This window comes from Salmonella sp. SAL-020 (assembly GCF_017372215.1).
GTDB classification, from domain to species: domain Bacteria; phylum Pseudomonadota; class Gammaproteobacteria; order Enterobacterales; family Enterobacteriaceae; genus Salmonella; species Salmonella enterica.
Genome location: NZ_CP071690.1, coordinates 3,532,010 through 3,553,411, shown reverse-complemented (window position 1 = coordinate 3,553,411; position 21,402 = coordinate 3,532,010). Strand labels below are relative to the sequence as shown.

Sequence of the window (21,402 nt, the reverse complement as noted above, 5' to 3'; positions counted from 1 at the left end):
TTTGAAAGTAAGAAAGCTATTTCTGATGTTGTTTATTGCCGTTCCACTGATCGTAATGATATTGGTGGGGTTACTCGCGGGTATCTTCCAGCTAAAACGAGATATCGCCGTCAGCGCCAATACGCTGCTGCGGTTTAGCGCGGATATATCTGCCGCCTCCTGGCAAGTCGCCGGAAAAGCCGCCAGACTGGCTGAGAGTTCCTGCACTGATACGCTGAAAGAACTGTCCAGAACGCGGGCCTTCACTCCTTATGTACGTGACATTGGGTTTCTGGAAAATGGTGATATCACTTGCTCCTTTGTCACAGGAACCGAACGCTATCATTTTTCCCGGCTGGCAGGGCTTTCCTTACCTGCTTCTTATCCGGAACGGTGGTTGCGATCTATCGGTAGTATGGCCGAAGGACCCGATCGCCTTGTTGTGGTTTATGTGAAAAAAGTAGCAGCGAATAAAGCGGCCTTCGTCATTGTGGATTCGCAGTATGTCCAGGAGCTCATAGAGATATTGGCAGCAGAGAGAGCATCAGCCTTTAGCCTGACATTCGGCGCAGGGGAGGCGATTACCAGCGCTGCGACGTTGCGCGGTAAGGCGTTTTTAACGCAGCGGTTCACCTCAACCGATCACACTCTCCAGCTGATGGTGCGAACCCCCTTCTCAACGTTATCGGCATACTGGTTACAAAACCTTTTTATTTTTGTTCCGCTGTCATTGTGTCTTTCTGTAGGGATGATGTTGTTCTACAGGCGCTGGTATTTAAAACGTTTATCTCTGGCCCGGGAGATTGCCAGGGGAATAACGCACAATGAGTTTACGGTACATTATCAGCCTGTTTTTAATGTTAAACACGGTAGTTGCGGCGGCGTGGAGGCGCTAATGCGCTGGCCGCAACCGGATGGCCGTTTTATAACCCCGGATATTTTTATTACCGCCGCAGAAAATGAAGGCATGATTATTCCACTCTCTCGTCATCTGTTCGAACTGATTGCTCATGACGTAATAAACTGGACTGTACCGGATGATTTCTATATCAGCGTAAATATATCGCCTGCGCATCTTATGGATGACGGTTTTATACAAGATATAGAGGCGCTCAGGACTCGTTTGGGAACGATAACGCTTATGTTGGAGCTCACCGAACGTAGCCTGATTGTAGAACCTTCACAGGTCGCAGAAAAACTTTCAACGCTCCGTGAAAAAGGCGTGTTAATAGCGATTGATGATTTTGGGACCGGCTATTGCTCACTCTCCTATCTCCAGCAATTACCTGTAGACTCTCTTAAAATAGACAGAACGTTTATCGATACCATTGATACCAGCAGCGATGATGTTCCTGTCCTGGATACTATCATTACGCTGAGTCAGCGACTGGGGCTCAATGTGGTTGCCGAAGGGGTCAGTACCCAGCACCAATTGCGTTACATCTTAAGCCACGGGGTAGGATTCGTTCAGGGATTTCTTTATGCCAGGCCGATGGGGGCTAATGACTTTATGAGCTGGCTTGGCAAGTCGGCCCAGAGGCAAAATGGTTTGCTCAAGGGGGAAAACGAATCTGCGAGTGGCCTGGTGGCTGAATAATACAGGAGCTCGCTACGGAAAAAAATTCAATAGCGCGATATATCCTGGTAATATGTTTATGCCGTGAAGAAACGTGATAGCACTGGGGCGGATATTTTTATGAGTCAGAACAATTATCTGATTGACAAAAGAGTTATTCTTGATTGTGAACGAATGACGCTTTCCTGCGCCGGAGAGTCGATAACGATATCTGAATCGGAACGCAGTTTGCTTATCGCTTTTCATGAAGGCCTTTTTAAAAAAGATGATTTAATTAACTATGTCTGGGGGCGCAAAGGTGTCGTGGTCTCTGATGCCAGTTATTATAAATTGATTAACCAGCTACGAGGGTCATTTGATAAAATTGGTCTTAAGGGGGCGTCTGTTGTGACTCGCCCTCGCGTGGGTGTTTTACTCTCCGTTTCCATTGAACCGTTGAGTGATGAGGAGCAAAATACTCCGTTGCCTGCTGTTGCTGAAACAGAAGTATCGACGGTTGAAGTGCGGCACGATGACACTATTATTACCCCAATACCGGGCGCTGTGAATAAAAAAGATTGGCTCTACTTTTGCCTGGCCGCGCTTCTGATGTTTTTTATGATGTATAAAGTTAAGGGTGAAAATATTGATTATTTTACCCTCCAGGGTTCGTATGATGGATACACTTTTTATAGTGTCGGGCATGATAAAACCCATCTGACGGATATCGTTGAAGCGTACTCTGAGATGAGTAATGAAATACATAAACAAAACGGAAAAATCATTTATTACATTCGCGTTCCTAATACAAATATTTTTGTCCAGTGTCTTAACCAACTTGATATAGCGGAGCCGAAATGCATTTCCATAAAAGAACGTTATTAAGCGTGGCGACGCTTGGTATGCTGGCTGTTTCAGTCGTACTGATGGTAGTTTGGGTACGAAACAGTAACCATAGTTCTATTAATACTAATGAATTTTTATGTACGACAAGAACGGTAACGACGATACAACCTAAAGATATCCATGCCGATGGCAGTCTTGTTCTTGATTTTAAGATGAAGAGAATTACGCTTCAATATGAAATAAAAACAAAAGATAACGGTGTAAAAATATTATACCGGGACGTATATATGAAAAATTTACATCGAACAGCACCTGGTGTTTATACGTTCGAAGTATCCCAGGTAAAAGTCTTTGCCACGGACACGGCTGGCGATCTGTTATCATATTTACGGGTTCTGCATCCGGAAGCGGCTAATGAGATTCGAATATCTAAAGTGGGTGAGAAAACCTTTTTTTATTCTCTTAATCGGCAGCTTTATAACGTTTGTACCGCGCAGTAGATCTGAATGTTGTCTGAATGCGTCAGAAAGCGAGTTGCGAAATTGCCCTCCGCAAGGGTAAAGGTTAACTTGAATGTTAATTAAAATCTATATAAAACAGTTATTTATGAATTTTTGACTCTTCGGAAAGGTGACTGATACTCGCTGATAACCTCTCGCAGTCCGCCTGACGGATGCGATGCCAGGATCGGTCTGAAGCAACTATGAATCCGCCATTAATAAAAAAGTAAGAACTCTGTAAGACTGATTTCATATCCATTATCGAATATATCAGGTTATATTACCTCCGCAGTTGGCATGACTGGTAATAAGCGCATTAGGTGTTCTTAATCTAAATGCTATTTGTGTGCCATAAGTTCCGGTACCGCCTTAATTATATATCAAAAATGGAGTGGTTTTAATGAAAAGACGGTCTTCGTTCCTTGTTTTTTTAGGTTTATTATTAGCGTCACCTTTAGCTTTGGCTAACGATCAGCACACCGTATCGTTTGGTTATGCACAAACTCATCTCAGTTCATTGAAAAATAGCGATAGCAAAGATCTGCGAGGCTTTAATTTTAAATATCGTTACGAGTTCAATGAGACCTGGGGGATGTTAGGATCATTCACCGCGACGCGCAATGAAATGGAGAACTACACCTGGAAAGAGGGGAAATTGCATAAAAATGGTTCCGATTCTGTGGACTATGGTTCTTTGATGTTTGGACCAACATATCGTTTTAATGACTATGTGAGCCTGTACGGCAATGCGGGTATAGCGACGATGAAATTTAATAAACACTCAAAAGAAGAGTCCTTTGCCTACGGCGCTGGCGTAATATTTAATCCAGTTAAGAGTATATCTATCGATGCATCATGGGAAGCCAGTCGTTTCTTCGCTGTGGATACCAATACATTTGGTGTCAGCGTAGGTTATCGCTTCTGATATTAAAAGTATAAGCGTTACGTTTATGGCAAGGAATTAAAAATAATATGGCGCTGCTACAGAATAGGGATGGTTATGAGCGCTCAGGTAATCTTAAGAGGAAGATAAAACACTCACCGTAGCGTTATTCTATTGATGAAATTATGATAAATTCACTATCGGAACAACTTCCGTTAAAAACGATAGGTATAGTTTTAACGGATGATTATTATACTTATTTAGGCATCGCTTCACTCTTTGAGGATGGGAAGTGCTTTATGTTCCCACTCAATGGAGAATATAATTCGTGTCAGATATCAGCTAGCGAAGATATCATAATTATTATTGATGGACGAGTTTTGATTCAGGGGGTCTGGAAAGGTTTTAAGGCGCTCATGCAGCATTATCCACATGCTCGTCGAATCTGGCTCACGCGCAGAGATATTGGAAAACTTTATCCACATGGCTGCGATAGAGATCCTGATATCGATCCCGATTTGGCAAAGCCTGTTTTTATTGAGCATTTCATTAAATACGCTTGTGCAAACGAAGTAGCGGTCGGTGAACTTGCGCCGTTGACAAAAAAGGAGGAGGAGTTGTTATGGCACTTTTTATATAAAAAGTCGATGAGTCAGATCGCCAGTAGCTATGGCATGAGTCGTAAGACTTTGTACATTCATAGATTGCGTATCTGTCGTAAATATGGCTTCAAACGCTTTTTCCATTTGCTATTTATTTACCAAAGAAGTCGCCATATCTTCGCATCTAAAATTTGCCGTGTAGACAAAAACGCCGATCAGGCTTGAAGCAAACAAGATGAAAAAGTTAACGATGAGAGAGTGTGAAAGCATCAATCCTACTATGCTGCTTGCCATTAAGATACTTATCTCGGCGCTTGACGAAAAAACAAAAATAAGACTCAGAGAGCATATTGAAAAAACTGAACAAGAAATAGCCTCAAGCATACATGATAGCATCATGACAGAGACTTTTCTTCAGCAAATGAAAGACATTCGTTACATCTTAAATATAGTTCCTTGACGGCGTTCAGAAGCAAGAACGCGTTATTATTTAATGATTAATAGACTAGGTATTAGTATGAAAAAGATCTTAGTATGTTTCGCCGGCTTGGCTTTAACCGCATGTAGCGCTAATTCGTTGAATTATGGCGCTGAACAGGTACGGGTGATGACCAGCGAGCCAGGTAAGGAATGCAGCTACTTAGGGGATATCACGGGCAGCCAGGGGAATTTCTTTACCGGTGGCTGGACTTCCAACAGTAACCTGGAAACGGGTGCCCGTAACGATCTGAAAAACAAAGCTTATAAAATGGGCGGCAATACGGTAGTCCTGTTAACCCAGCGTGCAGGCCAGACAGGAAGTTCATGGCACGGTTCGGGCTCAAGCAAACAAACGAATGTCACGTTAAGCGGGAACGTTTATCGTTGCCCTCGTTAACCTTATTTTGCAGGCAATATATGCCTGTTTAGCGCGCGCGCCGCACTGGCGACGCGGGCGCTATTTGGGCTAACCTTGCTTTTTCTCGCTGTATTCCCGCCAACCGCCGCCTAATGCTTTATACAGATTAATGATATTCAGCTGTTGCATGAGCCGTGTGCGTACCAGGCGCTGTTGCGCGCCATAAAGCATACGATGGGTATCAAGCAGCGTAAGGTAGTCATCGACGCCTTCCTGAAAACGGAGTCCGGCCAGCTCATAGGCGATTTGGCTGGCTTCAACCGCGCGTTGTTCTGATTGCACCTGGTCATTCAGCGTACGCTGTCCCGCCAGACCATCCGCCACGTCGCGAAAGGCTTGCTGAATAACGTTTTCATACCTGGCGATTTCAATCTGTTTTTGGACATGCGCCCTATCCAGGTCAGCGCGTAATGCGCCGCCGTGAAAGAGAGGCAAGGTGATTTGCGGTAGAAAACGCCAGCTTCCCGATCCCGGTTCAAAGAGTCCGCTAAGAGACGCGCTGGCCGTTCCCGCCGTGCCTGTCAGGCTGATTGTCGGGAAGAAGGCGGCGCGCGCTGCGCCTATTCGGGCGTTTGCGCCACGCAGCCTGTACTCGGCGGCGCGAATATCCGGGCGGCGTACCAGCAGATCTGACGGTAATCCGCCTGGCAATGTGGTCGGGATCGCGACTTCCGTAAGCGTGACCGCCTCGTTTAGTCGACGCGACAGTTCAGGCGTGAGCGGCTGGCCCAACAGCAATTCCAGCGCGTTACGATCCCGCGCCAACTGTCGCGTATACGCCGCGCGATTGATTTCGGCAGAACGCAGCGCGATCTCCGCCATACGCAGATCGAGCTGTGTGGCGTTGCCTGTCCGGGCAAGCTGGGTTGTCAATGTGTATGAACTTTTTTGCGCGGCCAGCGTATCTTCGGTTAAGCGCAGCAGCTCCCGGTCAGCCCGTAGCGTCAGCCAGGCGCTGGCGACTTCGGAAACCAGGCTCATTCGCGCCGCAATGTACGTCTCATCAAGCGCCATATAGGCGGCTAATGCCTGGTCGCTAAGGCTTCGCACTCGCCCCCAGAGATCCAGTTCCCAGGCCGTCGTCGCCCCAGCCATCTCGTAGCGTCGGTTAATCTCAGGCTCGTCCGTGACGCTGAGATCGGCGGGAGTGCGACCGGCGTCCATGGCGGTGGCGATGCCGAGCGTCGGCAGCATCTCCGCGCGCTGAATACGGTATAACGCCCGGGCGGCTTCAACATTGAGCCCTGCCTTGCGTAAATCCCGATTATTGCGTAACGCGATCGCGATCAGTTCCTGTAGAAGCGGATCGTGGAAGAAATCACGCCAGCCAATGTCAGCGGCATCCGGCGCGCCAGAAACGGTTGACGTTGCGTAGGGATAGACCATCGCAGTCGGCGATGCGGGGCGTTCGTGCTTCGGCGCCATCGTACAGCCAGCAAGCGTGGTGACGAAAGCAAGCGTCGCCAGCGTGGCGGTCTGCCGATAGCCTGTAAAAGTGATCTTCATTATGCCATTCCCATCATTATGCTTGCTGATCATGTGAATCAACGCGGTTCTCACGCTTTAATGCCATCCTGCGAACCACCACGTAAAACACAGGCGTCAATAACAGGCCGAAGAGCGTGACGCCCAACATGCCGGCAAACACGGCGATGCCCATCGCATGTCGCATTTCCGCGCCGGCACCCGTCGCGAGTACCAGCGGTACTACGCCTGCGATAAAGGCGAATGAGGTCATCAGGATAGGACGCAGACGCAGGCGGGACGCTTCCAGTACGGCGGTCAGCGGGTCTGCGCCGTCGTGTTCTTTGGCGCGGGCAAACTCGACAATCAAAATGGCGTTCTTGGCCGCCAGGCCGACCAGCACCACGAAACCAATCTGCGTAAAGATATTGTTATCTCCGCCAGATACCCACACGCCGACAATGGCTGAGAGTAATGACATAGGCGCAATAAGCAGGACGGCGAAGGGCAGCGACCAACTGTTGTACTGCGCCGCCAGGATCAGGAAGGCCAACAGCACCGCCAGCGCAAAGATAGCAAGCGCAGAATTGCCGGCCTGTTTTTCCTGATAAACCAGATCGGTCCATTCGAAGACCATCCCTTCCGGTAACGTTTCACGCACGATCTTTTCAATCGCGTCCGTCGCCTGTCCGGAGGAGAAGCCCGGAGCCGGTCCACCGCTAATATCTACCGAGGGGAAGCCGTTGTAATGGATGATTCTGTCCGGCCCCGACTGGCGCATAATCGTGACGAAAGCGCTAAGCGGGATCATCTCGCCCTTCGCATTGCGGACTTTAAGCAGGCCGATATCCTCTTGTTGCATACGGAATGGCGCATCGGCCTGCGCCATCACCCGCCAGGTACGGCCAAATCGGTTGAAATCGTTGACGTAAAGCGAGCCGAGGTTAATTTGCAACGTTTCAAAGATGTCGGTGAGCGATACCCCCATTGATTTCGCCTTTACCCGGTCGATATCCACCTGTAATTGCGGGGCGTTTGTCTGGAAACTGGCCAGCATATTGGCCAGTTCGGGCGTCTGCATCGCCTTAGACATAATCTCGCTTTGCACCTTTGTCATCGCTTCAAATCCCAGTTCCGCACGATCTTCAATCTGCAATTTAAAGCCGCCCGTCGCGCCAAGCCCTGGAACCGGCGGTGGCGGGAAGATGCCAATAAATCCGTCGGGAATGTGGCTAAATTTGTGCATTAGCTTTCCGGCGATAGCGTTAGCGGAAAGCGAAGGATCTTCACGCTCGTCAAAGGGTTTCAGCATGGCGAACATCAGCGCCGAATTTGGCACATTTACCGGGCCGTTAACCGACAGACCGGGGAAGACGACGACGCTTTCAACGCCGGGTTCCGCCAGCGCGATAGCGGACATCTGTTTCACGACCGCCTCTGTGCGATCCAACGATGCGCCGCTTGGGAGCTGGGCGATGCCGACGAGATAGTATTTATCCTGCGCAGGCACAAACCCGTTCGGCACCTGATGGAAGCCAAGCCAGGTCAGCCCCACAAAGCCAGCATAGAGCACCATCACAATGACGCTGCCGCGCACGGCCCGACGGACGGCGCTAACATAGCGGTTCGACGCGCTGTCGAAGAAACGGTTAAAGCGATGGAAAAAACCGCCAGTGACCGTGCCCATCAACCGCGTTAGCCAGTCAGCCTTCGCAGTATCGTGGTGCGGTCTTAGCAAAATGGCAGCCAGCGCAGGGGAGAGCGTCAGCGAGTTAATGGCCGAAAGGATGGTCGAAATAGCGATGGTCAACGCGAACTGACGATAAAACTCACCCTGCAGGCCCGCCAGGAATGCGGAAGGGATAAAGACCGCCGTTAGCACCGAGGTAATAGAAAGAATGGGACCAGTGACTTCATCCATCGCCTTCTTTGCCGCCTCTCCGGGGCTTTTGCCCTGCGAGATATGCCGTTCCACGTTTTCGACCACAACGATGGCGTCATCGACAACGATACCTATCGACAGGACCAAACCAAACAGCGAAAGCGTATTCAGCGAAAAGCCAAACAGGTGCATCAAGGCAAAGGTGCCGACCAGCGAAACGGGAACCGCCACCAGAGGAATAATGGACGCCCGCCAGGTTTGCAGGAACAGCACCACGACAAGGACGACCAGCACGAGGGCTTCCAGCAACGTAATCGCCACCGATTGTAGCGATGCGCGCACGAAGACCGTAGGATCATAGGCAATCCGGTATTCGATATCCTGCGGGAAGTTTTGCTGTAACTCATCCATTTTGCCGCGAATCGCGTTAGAAACGTCAATCGCATTGGCGCCCGGACTTTGAATAATCTGTAACGCTGGCGCCGCTTCGCCATTCAGTAAACTGCGCAGCGTATAGGCATCTGCGCCCAGCGTGACGCGGGCGACATCACGCAGACGCGTCACCTCGCCGTCAGCGCCGATTTTTACCACAATCTCGCCGAACTGTTCTTCGCTGGTCAGGCGGCCCAGCGTGTTTACCGTCATCTGAAAAGCTGCGGAGGCCTCCGGCTGTTGCCCGACGGAACCGGCGGCGACCTGTACGTTTTGTTCCCGCAACGCCGTAACGATATCACTGGCGGTAAGACCGCGGTTGGCGATTTTCGCCGGGTCCAGCCAGACGCGCATGGCGTACTCGCCCGCGCCCCAGACGAGAACATCGCCGACGCCGGGTAAACGGGCCAGCTCGTCGCGAACCTGCCGGATGGCGAAGTTAGACAGGTAAAGCGAGTCATAGCGTTTTTGCGGCGAGACAAGATGGACCACCATCAACATATCGGGGGACGTTTTCTCCGTTACAACGCCAATTCGCTGGACTTCTTCGGGCAGGCGAGGCAGCGCGCGGGATACCCGGTTTTGCACCTGAATTTGCGCCATATCAGGATCGGTTCCCTGTTCGAAGGCGATAGAGATAACCATGCGACCATCAATGGCCATCTGGGTATTCATATACAACATGCCGTCAACGCCGTTGATCACCTGTTCCAGCGGCGCGGCTACCGTATCGGCAATCACTTGCGGGTTAGCGCCGGGGTAGCTGGCGCTAACCTGTACCGTGGGCGGCGTAACGGCCGGATATTCACTCAGCGGCAGTTTTAAAAAGGCGATAGCGCCAGCCAGCAGCATTAACAGCGACAGGACGATGGCGAAGATGGGTCGTGCAATGAAAAAGTGGGTGAATTTCATTGGCGCACCGCCTTCGGCGCACTGTCGCCGTCCGCTTTAGTCAATGTCGCGGTCTGTTTGTCGGTCACATTCTGTCGCATCGGCACCAGACGCGGCGCAACGGTCATGCCAGGACGCACCAGCCCCTTGAGGATGATTTTTTCTCCCGGCTGTACTCCCTGTGTAACGACGCGGAGTCCATCGACCATTTGTCCCAGCTCAACCGGACGATACTCCACCTGATTCTCCTTGCCGACGATCAGCACATAATTTTTGCCCTGATCGGCGCTCACCGCCATATCGTCAATCAGCACGGTTTCCCGCGGCTCGCCGATGGGCAAACTGATTCGGGCAAACAGGCCGGGAGAAAGCATTCCGTTGGGGTCAGGAATCACGGCGCGCGCCCGGATAGTGCCGGTGCTGCGGTTCATCTGATTGCCCATAAAGTCGAGTACGCCCTGATAAGGCAGCCCGTTATCGGTGGTTAACCCCATGTTGACTACCGGTGAATTTTTGTCGGAGCGGGTATGCCGTAACGCCTTCAGCCAGGTGGCTTCGTCAATATCGAAATACACATACATGGGATTGTGAGACACGATAGTCGTCAAAAGCGTGGCGTTACCCGCTACGCCGCCGCTGACCAGATTGCCCCGGGTCACCAGTATGCGGTCAACGCGTCCGGCAATGGGCGCGGTAATACGGGTCCAGGAGAGTTCAAGGCGCGCTGCGGCGACGGCGGCTTTGGCCGATTGCATCTGCGCCTGTCGCGCATTACGCGTGGCGGTGACATCGTCAGCGTTTTTACGTGATACGGCGCCGCTGGCGACCAGTCGTTGAATGCGATCGAAATCCGCCTGCGCCTGGCGGGCCAGTACTTCAGCCTGACGTAATTGCGCGACGGCGGTGTCGAGGGCGACCTCGAACGGGCGCGGATCGATCTGGAACAGCAGTTGTCCGCGGCTTACCAGACGTCCTTCCGGAACGCTGACGGCGTCAAGGGTTCCTCCCACGCGCGAACGCAGCTCCACGGTCTCCGGCGCGGCCAGAAAACCGGTGAATTCCGCCGTAGGCGTGAGTGTACGGCTAAGGGCTTTAGCAACCGGTACCGACGGTGGAGGCGGCGCGCTGGCCGGGGGGCCGACGGCGTTGTCTTTATCCCATAGTGCTTCGCCGGCCATGTAAATCACGCCCCCGATGGCGGCGATGACGCCGGCTATCAACATAATTTTGAATGTTCTACGCATGTCGTTTCCCTCTTTACCGCAGCGTGTCGGCCATTCCGCAACGCTGCCGCAGAATTTTTGGCAAAGGCTAGGCGTTACAACGAAGGAAAGGTCAAGCGTTCCTGGCGGGTTTTTACGGGACGTAGGTCGGCATCGTGGCGTAAATGTCTCGCATCATCCTCTTTTATGAGCCATCTCACATTCTCGCCGAACCGTGCAGCCTGAATACGCTTGACCTTCCCACAATGGCAAGCTTTAGGCTTTCTGATACCGAATAGTCAGGATGGGGAAGTCGTCATGAGTCAGTCAGAAAATCGTCACGACACGATAAGCTTGCTTATTGAAGGTATGACCTGCGCGTCGTGCGTCGCTCGCGTTGAAAAAGGTATTAAGGCTGTGCCTGGCGTAACGGACGCTACGGTGAATCTGGCGACGGAGCGCGCCACCGTCCGCGGGACGGCGTCGGCGGAGGCGGTGATCGCGGCGATTGAAAAAACGGGGTATGAGGCGCGACCGATAGAGACGGCGGGGCAGGGCGAAGACGACTCTGAAGAGAAAAAAGAGGCCGAGCGCGTCAGGCTGAAGCGCGATCTGATTCTCGCCAGCGTGCTGGCGCTCCCCGTTTTTGTGCTTGAAATGGGCTCGCACCTTATTCCTGGTATGCACGAGTGGGTGATAAAAACGATTGGCCTGCAACAAAGCTGGTACTGGCAATTTGCACTGACCCTGTTGGTGCTGACGATCCCCGGTCGCCGTTTTTACCTTAAAGGGTTCCCGGCGCTGGCGCGTCTGGCGCCGGACATGAACTCGCTGGTCGCCGTGGGAACCGCAGCGGCATTCGGCTACTCGCTGGTGGCGACCTTTACGCCCGACCTGTTGCCTGAAGGGACGGTAAACGTCTATTACGAGGCCGCCGCAGTGATTGTCGCGCTTATTCTGCTGGGGCGCTTTCTGGAGGCAAGGGCGAAGGGGCGGACTTCCGAAGCGATTAAACGTCTGGTGGGGCTACAGGCGCGGGTCGCGCATGTGTTACGCGAGGGCCGCATCGAGGATATCCCTGTCGACGAGGTTGTGCTGGGCGACTGTGTGGAGGTTCGGCCAGGCGAGCGGATACCGGTTGACGGCGAAGTGACCGAAGGCCGCAGCTTCGTTGACGAGTCGATGATTACCGGCGAACCGATACCGGTTGAGAAATCCGCAGGAAGCGCGGTGGTGGGCGGTACCGTAAACCAAAAAGGCGCGCTCACGCTGCGGGCGACCGCCGTCGGCGGACAGACCATGCTGGCGCAAATCATTCGTCTGGTGGAACAGGCGCAGGGTTCAAAACTGCCGATTCAGGCCGTCGTGGATAAAGTGACGCTGTGGTTTGTCCCGATGGTAATGCTTATTGCTGCGCTGACCTTTGTGGTATGGCTGGCGTTTGGGCCGTCGCCTGCGCTGACTTTCGCTCTGATCAATGGCGTTGCGGTTCTGATTATCGCCTGTCCTTGCGCGATGGGCCTGGCGACGCCGACCTCTATTATGGTGGGAACCGGTCGTGGGGCGGAAATGGGCGTGCTGTTCCGTAAGGGGGAGGCGTTACAGCTACTCAAAGACGCTAAGGTGGTGGCCGTAGACAAAACCGGGACGCTTACCGAAGGCCGCCCGGTACTGACCGATCTCGACGTGGCCAGCGGCTTTGAACGCCGTGAGGTGCTGGCGAAAGTCGCGGCGGTAGAATCGCGTTCAGAGCATCCGATTGCCCGTGCGATTGTCGTGTCGGCAGAAGAGGAAGGGATCGCGCTACCAGGCATGAACGGCTTCGAATCGGTGACCGGGATGGGCGTATACGCTACCGTTGACGGTACGCGTGTTGACGTGGGGGCTGATCGCTATATGCGCGAAATTGGCGTGGATATTAGCGGCTTCGCCACCACCGCCGAACGGTTAGGGCAGGAAGGGAAATCGCCGCTCTATGCGGCTATTGACGGTCAACTGGCGGCGATTATCGCCGTGGCCGATCCGATCAAACCCAGTACGCCCGCCGCAATTAACGCTTTACATCAGCTCGGCATTAAGGTCGCCATGATCACTGGCGATAATGCCCGCACGGCACAGGCTATCGCCAGACAGTTAGGAATTGATGATGTGGTTGCCGAGGTATTGCCAGAAGGGAAAGTCGAGGCGATACGGCGCCTGAAAGCGGCGTATGGGCAGGTGGCGTTTGTCGGCGATGGCATCAACGATGCGCCAGCGCTGGCGGAGTCCGACGTGGGGCTGGCGATTGGCACCGGCACCGATGTGGCGGTGGAATCCGCCGACGTCGTACTAATGTCCGGCAACCTGCAAGGCGTGCCGAATGCTATCGCGCTGTCTAAAGCGACCATCCGCAATATCCACCAGAATCTGTTCTGGGCCTTTGCTTACAATACGGCGCTGATTCCTGTCGCGGCAGGCGCGCTATTTCCGGTCTGGGGCATATTATTGTCACCGGTATTCGCCGCAGGGGCGATGGCGATGTCGAGCGTGTTCGTGCTGGGCAACGCTTTGCGGCTGCGCCGTTTCCGGGCGCCGATGGCAACCCCATCCGACACATCCACGACCCGAGGAGGAGCGTCATGAACATCGGTAAAGCAGCTAAAGCATCGAAAGTCTCGGCCAAAATGATTCGCTACTATGAACAGATTGGTCTGATTCCCGCGGCAAGTCGGACGGATTCCGGCTATCGGGCCTATACCCAGGCTGATGTTAATCAATTGCATTTTATACGCCGCGCGCGCGACCTCGGTTTTTCAGTTGCTGAAATCAGCGACTTACTGAATCTTTGGAATAACCAGTCGCGGCAAAGCGCTGACGTCAAACGCCTGGCGCAGACGCACATTGATGAACTGGACAGACGTATCCAGAACATGCAGCACATGGCGCAAACCCTCAAAGCGCTGATTCACTGCTGCGCCGGCGACGCGCTGCCAGATTGTCCCATTCTGCATACGCTTGGACAACCTGACGATAGCGAGCCGGAGGCGCGTACCGGAGCGGTATTGCGCCGTCCTCGTCGCCACGGACTGGCAAAGCGTCTGTAAGTCCTGAGATTACGCTTGACCTTCCAACACTGGCAAGGCCCAGACTGGCAACAGTTCCCACACAAAAGGAGTTCACCATGCAGTTCCATATTGATGACATGACCTGCGGCGGCTGCGCCAGTACGGTAAAAAAGACGATTCTGACTCTCGATGCTAATGCGACGGTGAGAACCGACCCGGCGACGCGTCTGGTTGACGTTGAAACGTCGCTATCCGCGGAGCAGATTGCCGCCGCCCTGCAAAAGGCCGGTTTCCCGCCGCGCGAGAGGTAATCGTCAATGGCGATCGGTCTGGCGACAGGCCGGTCGCGATACGCTAGCCACGCTTCGCTTTCCTTTGCATGAGATAATCCCCATAAAAAATGTGACAAATCATGTGCCAGTAAGCTTTGTTAATAATATGTAATGATTTGTCTATTTTTGCTAACATTTTACCTGCTATATACAAAAAGATAACAAATAAGTAGCGCAACGCTACCTTGTTACGTCGCTTTGACGACGGGAGCGCTCCAGCGTTTCGCCGCTTCAAAGCTTGATGTTATTTTTTGATGCAGGACACTACCTATGTACACCCCCCTGAACTGGACGACGACACAACGACATGTGGCGTTTGCCAGCTTTACCAGTTGGATGCTGGATGCGTTTGATTTCTTTATCCTTGTCTTTGTACTTAGCGATCTCGCCGAATGGTTTCACGCTTCCGTATCGGACGTTTCCATTGCGATTATGCTGACCCTGGCGGTACGTCCCATTGGCGCGCTGCTATTTGGCCGAATGGCGGAAAAGTACGGACGTCGACCGATACTGATGCTCAATATTCTGTTCTTTACGGTGTTTGAACTGCTTTCCGCCTGGTCGCCCACCTTCATGGCATTTCTGATTTTTAGGGTCATGTACGGCGTGGCGATGGGCGGGATATGGGGCGTCGCGTCATCACTGGCGATGGAAACCATTCCCGATCGTTCGCGTGGCCTGATGTCGGGCATTTTTCAGGCGGGCTATCCCTGCGGCTATCTGTTCGCCTCGGTTATTTTTGGCCTCTTCTACAGTATGGTAGGCTGGCGCGGTATGTTCCTGATTGGCGCCCTGCCTGTTGTCTTACTGCCTTATATCTGGTTTAAAGTGCCGGAATCCCCCGTCTGGCTGGCGGCCAGAGCGCGTAAAGGGAATACCGCGCTGCTTCCTGTTCTGCGCAAACAGTGGAAGTTGTGTCTGTATCTGGTGCTGGTCATGGCGTTCTTTAACTTTTTCAGTCACGGCACGCAGGATCTCTATCCTACCTTCCTGAAGATGCAGCATGGTTTTGATCCGCATCTGATCAGTATCATTGCGATTTTTTATAACATTGCCGCCATGCTCGGCGGTATTTTCTACGGTACGCTATCGGAACGTATTGGGCGTAAAAAAGCGATCATGATCGCCGCCTTTCTTGCGCTTCCGGTACTCCCGCTATGGGCATTTTCCAGCGGATCATTCACGATTGGCCTGGGCGCGTTCCTGATGCAGTTTATGGTGCAGGGCGCCTGGGGAGTCGTGCCGACCTGGCTGAACGAGCTGGTTCCGGCGAATGCGCGCGCCGTGCTGCCAGGGTTTGTTTACCAACTCGGTAATTTACTGGCGTCGGTTAATGCGACGTTACAGGCCCGCATCGCGGAAACGCATGGCGGAAATTACGGGTTGGCAATGGCGATCGTGGCTGGCGCGGTGGCTATTTTAATCTGTGTATTTGTGGCATTTGGTCGCGAGACCCGGGGAGTCGTCATCTCCGGTACAGATAGCGACGCCCTCCCGGAGTCGGCCATCGGTCATCGCACGTAAACACTACGCTCCTGGCGCATACTGTCGCCGGGAGCGCTCCTTCCTCCTGTGGTTTTTACGCCCTTTCAACGAACAACAAAGGTTAATGATGGCATCTGCCTTTCGTGACCATTACAATCATCGCTTACTTTTTTCTTTATAAGAAATTGATTGTTGGACCTTAAAATTGTCAACGGAGCGAAGATATCATGTTGAAAGATAACCAAAAACACAACGAGTCTGTTGCCCCGAATAGCGCCTTTCTGTCTGAGTTACAACGTGCATTACCGGAATTTTTTACCGCCGATCGCTATAACGAGCAGGGCGAACTGATCGCGAAAGGCGGATTTGATCTCGCCAGATTTGAGCGCGCGCTGAAAGCGCGTAATATTGATGAGCTGACTAGCGGTTATCAGATTGATTTTATTGGTAAAGATTACGCAAAAAAACAGGCGGGTGAAAAATCCGTTACCGTTATCGTTCCTGACGTGGAACACAATACTCTGGCAGAAAATAAAAACAGCCATAATCTTTTTCTGACCGGAGATAATCTGGATGTGTTACGCCATCTGCAAAATAATTACGCCGATACCGTCGATATGATCTATATCGATCCCCCTTATAACACCGGATCGGACGGGTTTGTCTATCCCGATCATTTTGAATATAGCGATCGGGCGTTGCAGGATATGTTTGGTCTTAATGATACTGAACTGGCACGTTTAAAATCCATTCAGGGTAAATCGACGCACTCCGCGTGGTTATCTTTCATGTATCCGCGTCTTTTCCTGGCCAGGAAGCTCCTGAAAGATACCGGATTTATTTTTATCTCTATCGACGATAATGAGTACGCCAATCTTAAATTAATGATGGATGAGATTTTTGGCGAAGGCGGATTTGTCACCAATGTGATGTGGAAGCGCAAAAAAGAGATTTCTAACGACTCTGATAACGTTTCCATCCAGGGGGAATACATTCTTGTTTACGCCAAAACCGGTCAGGGCGCTTTACGTTTAGAACCGCTTTCTAAAGAGTATATTCAGAAATCCTATAAAGAACCGACCGAACAGTTTCCAGAAGGGAAATGGCGACCGGTGCCGTTAACGGTGTCAAAAGGGCTGAGCGGCGGCGGCTATACCTATAAAATTACCACGCCGAACGGTACGGTACACGAAAGACTATGGGCTTATCCTGAAGCCAGTTACCAAAAACTGGTGGCCGATAATCTGGTCTATTTTGGCAAAGATAACGGCGGTATTCCCCAGAGAGTCATGTACGCGCACCACAGTAAAGGGCAGCCAACGACCAATTACTGGGATAACGTAGCGTCGAATAAAGAGGGGAAAAAGGAGATTCTGGATCTCTTCGGCGACAACGTTTTTGATACGCCGAAACCGACCGCATTATTGAAGAAAATCATCAAGCTCGCTATCGATAAAGACGGCGTCGTTCTGGACTTTTTTGCCGGTTCCGGCACCACGGCCCATGCGGTGATGGCGCTGAATGAAGAAGATGGGGGGCAGCGCACGTTTATTCTGTGTACTATCGATCAGGCATTAAGCAATAACACTATCGCGAAAAAAGCAGGTTATAACACTATTGATGAAATCAGCCGCGAGCGAATTACACGCGTTGCGGCGAAGATCCGCGCCAACAATCCCGCGACCAATAGCGATCTCGGTTTTAAACATTATCGTTTTGCCACTCCGCCACAGCAGACGCTGGACGATCTGGATAGCTTCGATATTGCTACCGGCCATTTTATCAATACCAGCGGTCAACTGGCCGCTTTCACCGAGTCAGGATTTACCGACATGATCAATCCTTTTTCCGCCAGAGGATTGGGCGTGCCGGGCGGCGCAAGCGGCGAAGAGACCTTATTAACGACATGGCTGGTCGCCGATGGTTATAAAATGGATATTGACGTACAGACCATTGATTTTTCCGGCTATTGCGCCAGGTATGTTGATAATACGCGCCTGTATCTGATTGATGAACGATGGGGAACAGAGCAGACCCGCGATCTTCTCAACTACATTGGTACGCACCAGCTTCCGGTTCAGACCATTGTCATTTACGGCTACTCTTTCGACCTTGAATCCATTCGTGAACTGGAAATCGGCTTAAAACAGCTTGATCAAAAAGTGAACCTGGTGAAGCGTTATTAAGAGGGGATGATGATGAATATTTTACTGGAAGAACTTCCCCATCAGGAACAGGCGTTAGCGGCGATTCTGGCGAGTTTCACCGGTATCGATCACGCGCAGGCCGATCATAATCACTATGCTAATCCGCTGATTAAGGAACGTTACGACGATAAGGCCAATATTGACGTTAAAATGGAGACCGGGACGGGCAAAACCTATGTCTATACCCGGTTGATGTATGAACTGCATCAGAAGTATGGCCTCTTCAAATTTGTGCTGGTGGTGCCGACGCCAGCCATTAAAGAAGGCGCGCGGAACTTTATCACCAGCGATTACGCCAGACAGCATTTTTCACAGTTCTACGAAAATACGCGGATGGAACTTTGCACCATCAACGCCGGTGATTTTAAAGTAAAGTCGGGGCGTAAAAATTTTCCGGCCCAGTTATTAAGTTTTACTGATGCCAGCCGTCGTGATAGCCATACGATTCAGGTTTTGCTGATCAATGCGCAAATGCTCAATTCCGCCAGTATGACGCGAGACGATTACGATCAAACGCTACTGGGCGGGCTGACGTCGCCTGTTAAAGGGCTGCAAATGACGCGACCGGTGGTCATTATTGATGAACCGCATCGTTTTGCGCGAGATAACAAATTTTATCGAGCGATTCAGGCCATTCAGCCGCAAATGATCGTCCGCTTTGGCGCTACCTTCCCGGATATTGTCGAAGGTAAGGGTAAAAATAAATGTGTACGTAAAGATTACTATCGCCGGCAACCGCAGTTTGATCTCAACGCGGTGGACAGTTTTAACGATGGTTTGGTGAAAGGTATTGATATTTATTACCCGAATCTCCCCGAAGAACAGGCCAACAATCGTTATATCGTTGACAGCGTCACGGCAAAGAAATTAATCCTCCGACGGGGGAGCAAAATTGCCGAGGTTGGCGTGGGCGAAAATCTCGCCGATGTCGATGCAGGATTTGAAGGCAGTATCGAATATGCCGGCAGTAAAATGTTGTCGAACGATCTGGAGCTGGAGGCAGGGATGGCGCTGGTGCCAGGAACCTTTGGCGCGAGCTACCAGGAACTGATTATTCAGGACGCTATCGATAAGCATTTTGACACTGAGCAGGCAAATTTCTTACGCAGCAATGAGCCAGAAAATAATGCCCCGCGTATTAAGACCTTAAGCCTTTTCTTTATTGACAGTATTAAAAGCTATCGTGATGACGAAGGCTGGTTGAAAGTCACTTTTGAGCGTTTGCTGAAAAAGAAACTGACGCAACTGATTGACGATTATCAGCGCAAGACCCTGCCGCGAGAAGTGGAGTATCTGTCGTTTCTGCAGGCCACGCTCGCCAGCCTGCACTCGGATAACCAAAACGTCCACGCTGGTTACTTTGGCGAAGACCGCGGAAGCGGCGATGAGGCGATCCAGGCTGAGGTAGATGATATTCTGAAAAATAAAGAGAAGTTGCTCAGTTTTTCAGACCATCACGGCAACTGGGAAACGCGCCGCTTTCTGTTTTCAAAATGGACGCTTCGCGAAGGCTGGGATAACCCGAATGTTTTTGTCATTGCTAAATTACGTTCTTCCGGTAGCGAGTCGAGCAAAATTCAGGAAGTGGGGCGCGGCCTGCGGCTACCGGTAGATGAAAACGGCCATCGCGTTCATCAGGAAGAGTGGCCGTCCCGACTGTCGTTTCTGATTGGTTATGATGAAAAAGCGTTTGCCAGTATGCTGGTTGATGAGATTAATCGCGACAGCAAAGTTCAGCTTAACGAGCAGAAACTGGATGAGGCGATGATCACACTCATCGTCACCGAGCGGCAAAAAGTCGATCCTGCGTTTACGGAGCTTCGTTTGCTGGAAGATCTGGATGATAAAAAACTGATCAACCGGAGTAATGAGTTTAAACCCAGCGTCACGCTTAACGGGGAAACCAAAAGTGGTTTTGCGTGGCTACTGGAGTTCTACCCTGAGCTGACGCAGGCGCGGGTGCGAGCGGATCGCATTCGTGACAATAAGCCCGCCTCCCGACTGCGAGTCAGGTTACGCAAAGAGAATTGGGAACAACTTAGCAGTATCTGGGAGCAGTTTTCCCGCCGTTATATGCTGCAATTCGAGCGTAGCGGCGCGTCTCTGGAACAGATTGCCGCCGAGGTGCTGCGCGATCCGGCGCTGTATATACGCCAGAAGCCAAGCCAGGTGCAACAACGGCTGGTATCGAATGAAGATAATGGCCGTTTTGAAGTGGCGCAGCGGGAAGGCGAATTAGCCGCCAGCGAATTTATGGTGGGCATGAAATATGGCCATTTTCTTAAGCAACTGGCGTTACGCACCAGTCTGCCGGTTAACGTCCTGCACCCGGTGTTAATGGCGATGCTGCGTGATGTTTTGCACGGAGATTCACGCTATTTAAGCGAGATCTCGTTGGACAATATGACCCGCGCATTACAGACGCGGATTAATGCGCATTTTGCGCAGCGCCACGATTATCTGCCTCTCGATTTTCAGGCTTCAACGTCGGTATTTGATTCCACGGCACGGCAGTTCAGAGAGGAGATTAGCGCTGAAATTGTGGGGAAAAATGTGGATGAGAATGCGATAGACGATCCCCGTTCTCTCTATCAAATACCGCCGTTGCGTTATGACAGCGTCGATCCAGAATTGCCGCTATTAAAATACGATTATCCGCAACAGGTTTCTGTGTTTGGCAAACTGCCTAAGCGGGCCATTCAGATCCCCAAATATACGGGGGGCTCTACTACGCCGGATTTTGTGTACCGTATTGAGCGTCAGGACGCCGACAGTGTTTATTTACTGGTTGAAACTAAAGCAGAAAATATGCGCGTAGGCGATCAGGTTATTCTTGATGCGCAACGTAAATTCTTCGATATGCTGCGTCGGCAAAATATCAATGTCGAGTTTGCGGAAGCGACCAGCGCGCCGGCGGTATTTTCTACGATCAATGGCTTGATTGAGGGGAAGGCAAACTAACGGGTTTGAATGGACCTTAACGGTTATCTTTTTGATAGACCATATAAAATGGCCGCCGCGCAGCGAGCGTTGCGGTCATTCTCCCTGTGCTAATCCCCCGTCCCGTAAACCGCGTTGACTTGAAGGTTATCGTTTTACGTCTATTCTTAACTTTCAGCTAAGCGTATTTTGCTGAAATTGCAAATAGTCTTGAGGACGCTGTTTTTTTGTTTTGCCGTTATTTTTATAACGGCCAGGTA

16 protein-coding genes are annotated in these 21,402 nt (G+C 51.4%); 13 read left to right on the top strand and 3 right to left on the bottom strand.

The genetic code is table 11. The annotated features are described in order from the left end of the window. The first annotated feature begins 1 nt into the window (after position 1). The 7 genes from J1G48_RS17360 (at position 2) to J1G48_RS17330 (ending at position 5,242) form a co-directional block, all read left to right on the top strand. On the top strand, positions 2-1,576 hold the full coding sequence (locus J1G48_RS17360; RefSeq protein WP_000868287.1) for an EAL domain-containing protein: 1,575 nt from the start codon (positions 2-4) through the stop codon (positions 1,574-1,576). Positions 1,577-1,675: 99 nt separating this feature from the next. After that, on the top strand, positions 1,676-2,419 hold the full coding sequence (locus J1G48_RS17355; protein WP_058662147.1) for a hypothetical protein: 744 nt from the start codon (positions 1,676-1,678) through the stop codon (positions 2,417-2,419). Continuing rightward, positions 2,392-2,880: a hypothetical protein gene (locus J1G48_RS17350; protein WP_000545419.1), complete on the top strand. Its 489-nt coding sequence runs from the start codon at positions 2,392-2,394 to the stop codon at positions 2,878-2,880. Before J1G48_RS17355 ends, J1G48_RS17350 begins: the two co-directional genes overlap by 28 nt. 400 nt (positions 2,881-3,280) lie before the next feature. Further along, on the top strand, positions 3,281-3,805 hold the full coding sequence (locus J1G48_RS17345; protein WP_000830239.1) for an Ail/Lom family outer membrane beta-barrel protein: 525 nt from the start codon (positions 3,281-3,283) through the stop codon (positions 3,803-3,805). Positions 3,806-3,948: 143 nt separating this feature from the next. Further along, on the top strand, positions 3,949-4,590 hold the full coding sequence (locus J1G48_RS17340; protein WP_000610827.1) for a helix-turn-helix transcriptional regulator: 642 nt from the start codon (positions 3,949-3,951) through the stop codon (positions 4,588-4,590). Between the two features lie 10 nt (positions 4,591-4,600). Then, entirely contained in the window at positions 4,601-4,825 is a 225-nt protein-coding gene (locus tag J1G48_RS17335) for a membrane protein (RefSeq protein ID WP_000737127.1), read from the top strand. Positions 4,826-4,882: 57 nt separating this feature from the next. Continuing rightward, positions 4,883-5,242, top strand: a complete 360-nt coding sequence (locus tag J1G48_RS17330; protein ID WP_000722975.1) for a DUF4156 domain-containing protein — start codon at positions 4,883-4,885, stop codon at positions 5,240-5,242. A 69-nt stretch (positions 5,243-5,311) separates the two neighbouring features. Here J1G48_RS17330 and mdsC read toward each other — a convergent pair whose 3' ends face one another. Genes mdsC through mdsA form a run of 3 tightly spaced genes read right to left on the bottom strand, consistent with a single transcriptional unit; the run spans position 5,312 to position 11,176 of the window. Further along, on the bottom strand, positions 5,312-6,769 hold the full coding sequence (gene mdsC / locus J1G48_RS17325) for a multidrug efflux transporter outer membrane subunit MdsC (RefSeq protein WP_001575673.1): 1,458 nt from the start codon (positions 6,767-6,769) through the stop codon (positions 5,312-5,314). A gap of 16 nt (positions 6,770-6,785) precedes the next feature. Next, the gene (gene mdsB, locus J1G48_RS17320; RefSeq protein WP_000673153.1) at positions 6,786-9,953 is read right to left on the bottom strand and encodes a multidrug efflux RND transporter permease subunit MdsB; all 3,168 of its coding nucleotides are present in this window, start codon (positions 9,951-9,953) and stop codon (positions 6,786-6,788) included. After that, on the bottom strand, positions 9,950-11,176 hold the full coding sequence (gene mdsA / locus J1G48_RS17315; RefSeq protein ID WP_001254855.1) for a multidrug efflux RND transporter periplasmic adaptor subunit MdsA: 1,227 nt from the start codon (positions 11,174-11,176) through the stop codon (positions 9,950-9,952). Before mdsA ends, mdsB begins: the two co-directional genes overlap by 4 nt. Before the next feature lie 276 nt (positions 11,177-11,452). On the opposite strand from mdsA, the gene golT reads away from it, so the two are divergent. The 6 genes from golT (at position 11,453) to J1G48_RS17285 (ending at position 21,163) form a co-directional block, all read left to right on the top strand. Beyond that, positions 11,453-13,756 (top strand): gold/copper-translocating P-type ATPase GolT, encoded by a 2,304-nt coding sequence (gene golT, locus J1G48_RS17310; RefSeq protein WP_000083300.1) that lies wholly within the window; start codon positions 11,453-11,455, stop codon positions 13,754-13,756. Continuing rightward, positions 13,753-14,217 carry an Au(I) sensor transcriptional regulator GolS gene (gene golS / locus J1G48_RS17305; RefSeq protein WP_001020583.1) on the top strand — a complete coding sequence of 155 codons (465 nt, stop codon included), beginning with the start codon at positions 13,753-13,755 and terminating at the stop codon, positions 14,215-14,217. The genes golT and golS overlap by 4 nt, the downstream gene beginning before the upstream one ends. 77 nt (positions 14,218-14,294) lie before the next feature. Continuing rightward, entirely contained in the window at positions 14,295-14,489 is a 195-nt protein-coding gene (golB, locus tag J1G48_RS17300; RefSeq protein ID WP_001159470.1) for a gold resistance metallochaperone GolB, read from the top strand. A gap of 291 nt (positions 14,490-14,780) precedes the next feature. Beyond that, positions 14,781-16,034: an MFS transporter gene (locus J1G48_RS17295; protein ID WP_000288507.1), complete on the top strand. Its 1,254-nt coding sequence runs from the start codon at positions 14,781-14,783 to the stop codon at positions 16,032-16,034. Positions 16,035-16,222: 188 nt separating this feature from the next. Beyond that, positions 16,223-18,181: a site-specific DNA-methyltransferase gene (locus J1G48_RS17290; RefSeq protein ID WP_000910368.1), complete on the top strand. Its 1,959-nt coding sequence runs from the start codon at positions 16,223-16,225 to the stop codon at positions 18,179-18,181. 9 nt (positions 18,182-18,190) lie between these two features. Continuing rightward, positions 18,191-21,163 carry a type III restriction-modification system endonuclease gene (locus J1G48_RS17285; protein WP_077681940.1) on the top strand — a complete coding sequence of 991 codons (2,973 nt, stop codon included), beginning with the start codon at positions 18,191-18,193 and terminating at the stop codon, positions 21,161-21,163. The last annotated feature ends 239 nt before the right edge of the window (positions 21,164-21,402 follow it).